General features: G+C 46.9%; 9 protein-coding genes and 1 pseudogene. All 10 read left to right on the top strand.

The window, feature by feature from the left end; translation table 11 throughout:
- Positions 1-157: 157 nt before the first annotated feature.
- Positions 158-1747: a peptide chain release factor 3 gene (locus QVP40_RS03135; protein ID WP_022067047.1), complete on the top strand. Its 1590-nt coding sequence runs from the start codon at positions 158-160 to the stop codon at positions 1745-1747.
- 162 nt (positions 1748-1909) lie between these two features.
- The gene (locus QVP40_RS03130; RefSeq protein ID WP_022067046.1) at positions 1910-2296 is read left to right on the top strand and encodes an Asp23/Gls24 family envelope stress response protein; all 387 of its coding nucleotides are present in this window, start codon (positions 1910-1912) and stop codon (positions 2294-2296) included.
- A gap of 31 nt (positions 2297-2327) precedes the next feature.
- Entirely contained in the window at positions 2328-2849 is a 522-nt protein-coding gene (gene nusB, locus QVP40_RS03125) for a transcription antitermination factor NusB (protein WP_022067045.1), read from the top strand.
- A 2-nt stretch (positions 2850-2851) separates the two neighbouring features.
- On the top strand, positions 2852-4063 hold the full coding sequence (gene xseA, locus QVP40_RS03120; protein ID WP_022067044.1) for an exodeoxyribonuclease VII large subunit: 1212 nt from the start codon (positions 2852-2854) through the stop codon (positions 4061-4063).
- Positions 4060-4296 (top strand): exodeoxyribonuclease VII small subunit, encoded by a 237-nt coding sequence (gene xseB, locus QVP40_RS03115; protein WP_022067043.1) that lies wholly within the window; start codon positions 4060-4062, stop codon positions 4294-4296. Before xseA ends, xseB begins: the two co-directional genes overlap by 4 nt.
- Positions 4274-5173, top strand: coding sequence for a polyprenyl synthetase family protein (locus QVP40_RS03110; RefSeq protein ID WP_022067042.1), 900 nt, complete (start codon positions 4274-4276; stop codon positions 5171-5173). Before xseB ends, QVP40_RS03110 begins: the two co-directional genes overlap by 23 nt.
- A gap of 16 nt (positions 5174-5189) precedes the next feature.
- Positions 5190-7085 carry a 1-deoxy-D-xylulose-5-phosphate synthase gene (gene dxs / locus QVP40_RS03105; RefSeq protein WP_022067041.1) on the top strand — a complete coding sequence of 632 codons (1896 nt, stop codon included), beginning with the start codon at positions 5190-5192 and terminating at the stop codon, positions 7083-7085.
- Positions 7082-7891 carry a TlyA family RNA methyltransferase gene (locus QVP40_RS03100; RefSeq protein WP_022067040.1) on the top strand — a complete coding sequence of 270 codons (810 nt, stop codon included), beginning with the start codon at positions 7082-7084 and terminating at the stop codon, positions 7889-7891. Before dxs ends, QVP40_RS03100 begins: the two co-directional genes overlap by 4 nt.
- 12 nt (positions 7892-7903) lie before the next feature.
- Positions 7904-8764 carry an NAD(+)/NADH kinase gene (locus QVP40_RS03095; protein ID WP_022067039.1) on the top strand — a complete coding sequence of 287 codons (861 nt, stop codon included), beginning with the start codon at positions 7904-7906 and terminating at the stop codon, positions 8762-8764.
- Positions 8765-8785: 21 nt separating this feature from the next.
- A pseudogene (locus tag QVP40_RS03090) lies at positions 8786-9015 on the top strand (arginine repressor); the annotation flags it as partial.

Raw genomic sequence — 9015 nt, 5'->3', positions numbered from 1 at the left:
ATACATCTGCTTAATGTCTTAACTAAATGACATTGCCTCTTCCGGCAGGGAGAGGGGATTTTTCCTGTCCGATTGCTCTTGACAGTGCAGGCTTTTGTATACTAGAATGTGTGAGTATGTTATGAGTTTGTATGAATAGAAAACAGGAGGCTTAAACGTGTCCAAGTATGCGAAAGAGATAGAAAAAAGAAGAACCTTTGCCATTATTTCCCACCCGGATGCCGGTAAGACAACACTGACAGAAAAATTCCTTCTTTATGGAGGCGCTATCAATCTGGCAGGAAGCGTAAAGGGAAAGGCAACTGCCCGCCATGCGGTATCTGACTGGATGGAGATCGAGAAGGAGAGAGGTATTTCCGTAACCTCCTCTGTGCTTCAGTTCCATTATGACGGCTACTGTATCAATATTCTGGATACACCGGGACATCAGGATTTCTCGGAGGATACCTACCGTACCCTGATGGCAGCAGATTCCGCCGTCATGGTCATTGACGGAAGCAAGGGTGTGGAGGCGCAGACAAGAAAGCTGTTCAAGGTCTGTGTAATGCGCCACATTCCGATTTTTACATTTATCAACAAAATGGACAGAGACGCAAACGATACCTTTGATCTTCTGGATGAGATCGAAAAGGAACTGGGAATTGCGACCTGCCCTATTAACTGGCCTATTGGTTCCGGAAAAAAATTCCGCGGCGTTTATGACAGAAACACCCATAAGGTGCTGACCTTTTCCGATACACAAAAAGGAACAAAAGAGGGAATCATTGAGGAGATCGACATTGATGACGCCCGTCTTGATGAAATCGTAGATCCTGATCAGAAGGAACAGCTGATGGAAGAAATCGAGCTTCTTGACGGAGCAAGCGCAGATTTTGATCAGGAGCTGGTAAGTAAAGGTGAGCTGACTCCGGTATTTTTCGGATCTGCGCTGACAAACTTTGGTGTGGAGACTTTTCTGGAGCACTTCCTGTCCATGACAACCTCTCCACTTCCGCGTATTGCAGATGAGGAAGAGATTGATCCTATGTCTGACGATTTTTCTGCCTTTGTGTTTAAGATCCAGGCAAATATGAACAAGGCTCATCGTGACAGAATTGCCTTTATGCGTATCTGTTCCGGCAAGTTTGACGCTTCCCAGGAGGTATATCATGTACAGGGAGACAAAAAAATGCGCCTTCTGCAGCCACAGCAGATGATGGCAGAATCCCGTCATGTGGTTGACGAGGCATATGCAGGAGATATTATCGGTGTATTTGACCCGGGCATTTTTTCCATTGGAGATACCATCTGTTCACCGGGAAGAAAGTTTGCCTTTGAGGGAATCCCTACCTTTGCGCCGGAACATTTTGCCCGTGTCCGTCAGATTGATACCATGAAAAGAAAGCAGTTTGTAAAAGGAATCAATCAGATTGCCCAGGAGGGTGCCATTCAGATCTTCCAGGAGTTTAATACAGGAATGGAAGAGATCATTGTGGGCGTTGTGGGTGTCCTGCAGTTTGATGTTCTGAAATACCGCCTGGAAAATGAATATAATGTAGAGATCCGTCTGGAAAATCTTCCTTATGAGCATATCCGGTGGATCGCCAATAAGGATGAAGTGGATGTGGCAAAGATCACAGGAACCTCAGATATGAAAAAGGTAACAGACCTGAAAGGAAATCCTCTGCTTCTGTTTGTAAATGCATGGAGCGTGGGCATGACTCAGGACCGGAATCCGGATCTTGTACTGACAGAGTTCAGTAAATAAAAACTTTATCAGAAGAACCGATACAAAATGAAATAAATAATAAATGCTTTTATTTTCTGTAAAAATTTGATATACTAAGCTTATTAACAGGGACAGAGGAAACATGAAAAAGTCTGTTCCTTAACCGGAGTATCTGATTCTGAATCCTTAGGAGGAGTTATTATGGCAGAAAAAAGAACAACCTATAAAATACAGGATGTAGGAGGTATCGGTGAAGTAAAGATCGCAGATGAAGTGGTGACGATCATTGCGGCACTTGCGGCTACAGAGGTTGAGGGCGTTGCATCCATGGGCGGAAACATCACAAATGAACTGGTAAGCAAGCTTGGAATGAAGAACCTGTCCAAGGGCGTAAAGGTTACTGTTCTGGAGGGCGTTGTCACAGTGGATCTGACACTGAATATTGATTTCGGAAAAAATATTCTGGACGTCAGCCGGAAGGTTCAGGACAAGGTAAAGACATCTATTGAGAATATGACAGGCCTTGAGGTTGCAGATGTAAATATCCGCATTGCTGGTGTAGATATGGAGAACGAAAAAGGAAAGTAACCCTTTCCTTTTTTCTATATGAGGAGGAATTATGCGAAGACACGAACAGAGAGAACATATTTTCAAACTGCTGTTTATGACACAGTTTAATGAAGAGGGAGAAATGCCGGAGCAGCTTTCTCTTTACTTTGACAGTCTGGAGGAGCTGACAGAAGAAGAGCAGGCTGTCATGAAGAAGAAATACGATGATATTCTTGCGCATATTGAAGAGATCGATCAGGAATTAAATGAATACAGCCAGGGATGGAAAACAAGCAGAATGAACAGGGTTGACCTGACTGCTCTCCGTCTTGCTTTTTATGAGATGAAATTCGATGAGGAGATTCCGGTAGGAGTTGCCATCAACGAGGCAGTAGAGCTTGCCAAGCTTTTCGGCGGAGAAGACTCCGGTTCCTTTGTAAACGGAATCCTTGGAAAGATCGCAAGCGGAAAGAAAGAGGGCGGTCCTGTGCGCAGAACACATCGTCCTTCCCACCAGGCAAAGATCATTATCAGATCCAGCAAAAATCAGAAAAAAAAGGAACAGCCGTCATCTGAAGAAAGCAAGAACTGAAAATGAAAAGAGTTTATTCCGTAGGTCAGGTCAACCGCTATGTAAAAAATATGTTCCTTCAGGATTTTGTCCTGAAAAAGGTATATGTAAAGGGTGAGGTTTCCAACTGTAAATATCACCCAAGCGGACATATTTATTTTTCTCTGAAAGATGAGACAGGAGTTCTTTCCTGCGTGATGTTTGCCGGACACAGGCGCGGACTGGCATTCCGCATGAAAGACGGAGATCAGGTGGTAGTGGGCGGAGCTGTGGACGTTTACGAGAGGGACGGACGTTATCAGCTTTATGCAAAGGAGATCACCCAGGAAGGAGAAGGCGTTCTGTACGAACGTTTTCTTGCTTTGAAAAGAGAACTGGAAGAAATGGGAATGTTTGCCCAGGAATATAAACAGCCCATTCCGAAATTTATCCGAAGACTGGGTGTGGTAACTGCGCCTGCAGGAGCGGCCATACAGGATATCCGCAATATTTCTCTGAGAAGAAATCCGTATGTTCAGATCATCCTCTATCCGGCACTGGTACAGGGAGAAGGAGCTGCGGACAGTATTGTAAAGGGTATCCGTATGCTGGATGAAGCCGGCGTGGATGTAATGATCGTTGGAAGAGGCGGAGGTTCCATAGAGGATCTCTGGGCCTTTAATGAAGAAAAAGTAGCCCGCGCTATTTTTGACTGCAGAACGCCTGTGATCTCCGCGGTAGGACATGAAACAGATTTTACCATTGCGGATTTTGTGGCGGATCTGAGAGCGCCTACACCGTCAGCGGCAGCAGAGCTGGCTGTGGCTCAGTATGGGAAGCTGGTTGAGAATACCGCCGGTTTCCGTGAGCGTCTGAACCGGGGGATGAATGCAAAGCTGAATCTGGAGCGTTTACGTCTGGATCAGCTTCAGATGAGATTTCAGTATTTAAGTCCGGAAAGCAGGCTGAGAGAAAGAAGACAGCTTCTTCTGGATTATGAGGATGCCCTCAGAGACGGGATGAAGTGGAAGCTTCAGGAAAAACGTCATGTGCTGGGGCTTTATCTGGAACGCTATAAAGGACTTTCGCCCCTTGGCAAGCTCAGCCAGGGCTACGCTTTTGTGGCGGACAGCCGGGGCAGGGCAGTCAAAACAACTGCGGGCATAAAGCCGGGAGACCGGATGGAAATTTCTGTGACAGACGGTGTGATCGAAGCTGAGGTTACAGGAATCAGAAAGGAAACATGGGAAACATGACAGAGACGATTAACCAGGAAACGGATCTCCAAAAAGAGAAGACCCTGGAGGAAGCCTTTGAAAAGCTGGGAGAACTGGCAGAAAGGCTGGAGGACAGCGAGACCTCTCTGGAAGATTCGTTCCGCTTTTATAAAGAAGGAATGGAGCTTTTAAAATACTGCAGCGAAAAGCTGGACACAGTAGAAAAAAAGATGCTCCAGATGGATGAAGATGGAACATTACGGGAATTTTAAGGATGAACTGAAAAAACGGACGGATCATGCGGAAAAAGTGATCCGCCGCTGGCTTCCAGAAGAAAAAGGTTTTGCCAGAACCATGGCAGAGACAATGAATTACAGTATGTGTGCAGGAGGCAAGCGTCTGCGCCCGGTACTTCTTCTGGAGTGCTGCCGGCTTTTTGACGGAGACGAGGCTCTGGCAGAGCCTTTTATGGCAGGAATCGAGATGATTCATACGCATTCTCTGATCCATGATGATCTTCCGGCAATTGATAATGATGATTACAGGAGAGGGCGTCTGACTGCTCACAGGGTATATGGGGAAGCCATGGGGATCCTGGGAGGGGCAGCTCTTTTAAATTATGCCTATGAAACCATGTTCCGGGCTTTTGATCATGCTCCGGGAGATGCGCGTGTGATACAGGCTCTTCGGATTATGGCAGAAAAGACTGGGATCTACGGTATGCTGGGCGGCCAGAGTGTGGATGTGGAAAATGACGGCAAGCCTTTAAGCAAGGAAATGCTGGATTATATTTACAAACACAAAACCTCAGCTCTTCTGGAAGCCTCCATGATGGCAGGAGCAGTTCTGGGCGGCGCAGATGAACAGGAGCTTGCTCTTGTAGAAAGCGCTGCGTCAGATATCGGACTGGCTTTTCAGATCCGGGATGATATTCTTGATGTGACATCTACAAGCGAAGAGCTTGGCAAGCCGGTTCACAGTGACGAAAAGAACAATAAGATTACATATGTGACACTTTTCGGTACAGAGGAGGCGTCCCGACAGGTAGAAGCGCTTTCTGAAAGCGCGGTTTCTTCTCTGGAAAAGCTGAACAGAAAAAATGAATTCCTGACGGCTCTGGTCAGGGAAATGGCAGGGCGCAGGAAGTAAGAGAGGGACACGAAGGATGTTGGAAAAGATCAATAAGCCCAATGATATTCACAAGATCGCGCTGGCGGATTTTCCGCTTCTGGCAGAAGAGATCAGACAGTTTTTAATAGAATCGGTCAGCCGTACAGGAGGACATCTTGCGTCAAATCTGGGAGCTGTGGAGCTGACGCTTGCCCTTCATAATGTGCTGGATCTTCCTCAGGACCGGATCATCTGGGACGTGGGACATCAGGCATATACCCATAAGATCCTGACCGGAAGAAAGGACGGCTTTGCAAAACTCAGGCAGGAAGGCGGCATGAGCGGTTTTCCAAAAAGAAAAGAAAGCGACTGTGACGCTTTTGACGCAGGTCATAGCTCCAATTCTATTTCTGCAGGTCTGGGATACGTAAGAGCCAGAGATCTTCTGGGACAGAATTACCGGGTAGTATCTGTGATCGGCGACGGCGCTCTGACAGGCGGAATGGCTTATGAGGCCATGAACAATGCGGCAGGGCTGAAAACGAATTTTATTATTGTGCTCAATGACAATAATATGTCCATATCAAAAAACGTAGGAGGAATGTCTTCCTATTTAAGTGCGCTGCGCACAGCAGAGTCCTATACCGGAATGAAGATCAATGTGACAAAAACACTGAAAAAAGTGCCGAAAATAGGACCGGCTATTGTGGACACCATGCGGAAAACAAAAAGCAGCATCAAGCAGCTGATCATTCCGGGCATGCTGTTTGAAAATATGGGAATCACTTACCTGGGGCTGGTTGACGGACATAATATGCGCCAGATGATGCGTCTGTTTAATGAGGCAAAACGGGTAGAAGGACCGGTGATCGTTCATGTACTTACAGAAAAAGGCAGAGGCTATACGCCCGCCTGTGTTCACCCGGACCGTTTTCACGGTACAGGTCCTTTTGACATAAAAACAGGAAAGCCTTTGTCAGCAAAGAAAAGCCTTACCTATACAGATGTTTTTTCGGATACAGTGACAGCTCTTGGCAAAGAGCAGAAAAAGCTGGTTTGTATTACTGCGGCTATGCGGGAAGGAACCGGGCTTAAAAGATTTGCAAAGGAATTTCCGGACCGGTTTTTTGATGTGGGAATTGCAGAGGAGCATGCAGTGTCATTTGCAGCAGGCCTTGCTCTGGGTGGAATGATTCCGGTAGTGGCTATTTATTCCTCCTTTTTGCAGAGAGCAGTGGATCAGATCGTGCATGACGTGTGCATGCAGAACCTGCATGTGATTTTTGCCATTGACCGGGCGGGACTTGTAGGCGCTGACGGGGAAACCCATCAGGGATGCTTTGATCTGTCTTATCTGACTATGATACCCAATATGACAGTGATGGCTCCGAAAAATGCCTGGGAACTGTCAAAAATGCTGGAATTTTCCGCATATATGGCAGGTCCCTGCGCGATCCGTTATCCCAGAGGAGGCGCATATCAGGGGCTGGAAGAGTTTCAGAGTCCTGTCCAGTATGGAAAAAGCGAGATTCTTTACCGGGGAGAAAAAACAGCGATTTTATCAGTGGGAAGCATGACTGCAGTATGTGAGCAGGTGTACAGAGAAATGAAAGCCAAGGGAGAGGATCCAACGTTTGTAAACGCAAGGTTTGTCAAGCCTCTGGACACCGGGCTTCTGGATGAGCTGGCAAAGGATCACAGCCTTTTTGTAACAGTAGAGGAAAATGTAAAAAGCGGCGGTTTTGGCGAACATGTGGCAGCTTATATGGAAGCCTGCCATCCGGAAACACGGGTACTTCCCATTGCCATCTGGAACCGCTTTGTGGAGCATGGAGAGGTGGACAGCCTGAGAGCTAAGATCGGTCTGTCTCCGGCAGAAATCTTCAGCGCCATAGAAAATGAATTAGAGGAAGAAAAAACAGCAGAGGACGGGTATAAGGAGCAGAAATGAAGAAACGACTTGACCTTTTGATGGTGGAGCGGGCCCTGGCGCCATCCAGAGAAAAAGCAAAGGCATATATTATGTCCGGGGATGTGTATGTGGACGGACAGAAAGAAGACAAGGCAGGAACCATGTTTCAGGAGACGGTTAAGATCGAGGTAAGGGGAAATACCCTTCCTTATGTAAGCCGCGGAGGGCTGAAACTGGAAAAGGCCATGAATCATTTTGAGGTGACTCTTGACGGAAAGGTCTGTATGGATGTAGGAGCTTCCACCGGAGGATTTACAGACTGTATGCTTCAGAACGGCGCAGTAAAGGTCTATTCTATTGATGTGGGATATGGACAGCTTGACTGGAAGCTTCGCAATGATCCCCGTGTGGTATGTATGGAAAAAACAAACATCAGGTATGTGGTTCCGGAAGACCTTCAGGAGCCGGCGGACTTTTCTTCCATTGACGTGTCCTTTATTTCCCTTACCAAGGTTCTTCTTCCTGTAAGAAATCTTCTTACAGAGAATGGAGAGATCGTGTGCCTGATCAAGCCGCAGTTTGAGGCGGGCAGAGAAAAGGTTGGGAAAAAAGGTGTTGTCCGGGATCCGGCAGTACACCTTGAGGTGATTGAAAAAGTAATCGCATATGCGCAGTCCATTGCCCTTGAACCGCGTCACCTTTCTTTTTCACCGATCAAGGGACCGGAAGGGAATATTGAATATCTTCTTCATCTGAAAAAGCAGCCTGAGGGAACTATTACAGAATCCTCACCGGAAGTGGAGCCTGAGACCATCGTGCGCCAGGCTCACGATCAGCTGGATTAGGGAAGGGATGCTATGGACAGGTTTTATATTATTACAAACGATGCCAAGGACAGGGACTTTAAGCTGACGGAAGAAATAGAGACCTATCTTACTTCTCATGGAAAAGAATGCAGGGTACAGCAGGCAGAACGCAGGCAGAGAGGAAAATTCCACTACACGGATCCGGATCTGATTCCTGAGGGAACTCAGTGTATTCTTGTACTGGGCGGAGACGGAACCCTTCTTCAGGCGGCGAGAGATGTGGTCCACAGAGAGATCCCGCTTCTGGGAATGAATCTGGGAACTCTGGGCTTTCTGGCAGAGGTGGACAAAAATTCCATTTATCCGTCTCTGGATCAGCTGATGGCAGATGATTATGAGATCGAAGAGCGGATGATGCTTACCGGAAGCGTGTGGAGAGACGGAAAGCTTATTGGCGAGGATGTTGCTCTTAACGACATTGTGATCTGCAGAGAGGGACCCTTAAGGGTGGTCCGGTTTAAAAATTATGTAAATAATGAATACCTGAATTCTTATAATGCAGACGGCATCATTATTTCCACGCCTACGGGATCTACAGGCTACAGTCTGTCCTGCGGCGGACCGGTGGTGTCCCCGGATGCGTCTATGACTCTGATGACACCTATAGCGCCTCATACCATGAATACAAGAAGTATTATTTTCCCGGCAGAGGATGTGATCACAGTGGAGATAGGAGAGGGAAGAAGGCAGAATGAGGAAAAAGGTCTGGCTTCTTTTGACGGAGACACGGTGATCCCAATGGTAACAGGTGATAAAATTATCATAAAAAAGGCTTCAGTAAGCTGCAGGATACTGAAACTGAACCATTTAAGCTTTGTAGAAGTGCTGAGGCAGAAAATGCGCGATAACTAAGGCACCGGACGGAGGTATATTGTGAAGGTAGCAAGACATGAAAAAATCAAAGAACTGATCCAGCAGTATGATATTGATACGCAGGAAGAGCTTGCGTCCCGCCTTAACGAGGCAGGGTTCAAGGTCACACAGGCAACGGTGTCAAGAGATATCCGTGCCCTTAAAATGATGAAAGTAACAGGCAAAGACGGAAAATCCCGCTATGTGATCCTGCAGGAGCTTCCTACAGAGCTGGGAGAAAAATATACCAG

It is taken from the genome of Blautia sp. CAG:257, from assembly GCF_000433815.1.
Classification (GTDB): domain Bacteria; phylum Bacillota; class Clostridia; order Lachnospirales; family Lachnospiraceae; genus Blautia_A; species Blautia_A caecimuris.
The sequence above is the reverse complement of the archived record's forward strand: the minus strand, read 5'-3'. Positions and strand labels throughout refer to the sequence as shown.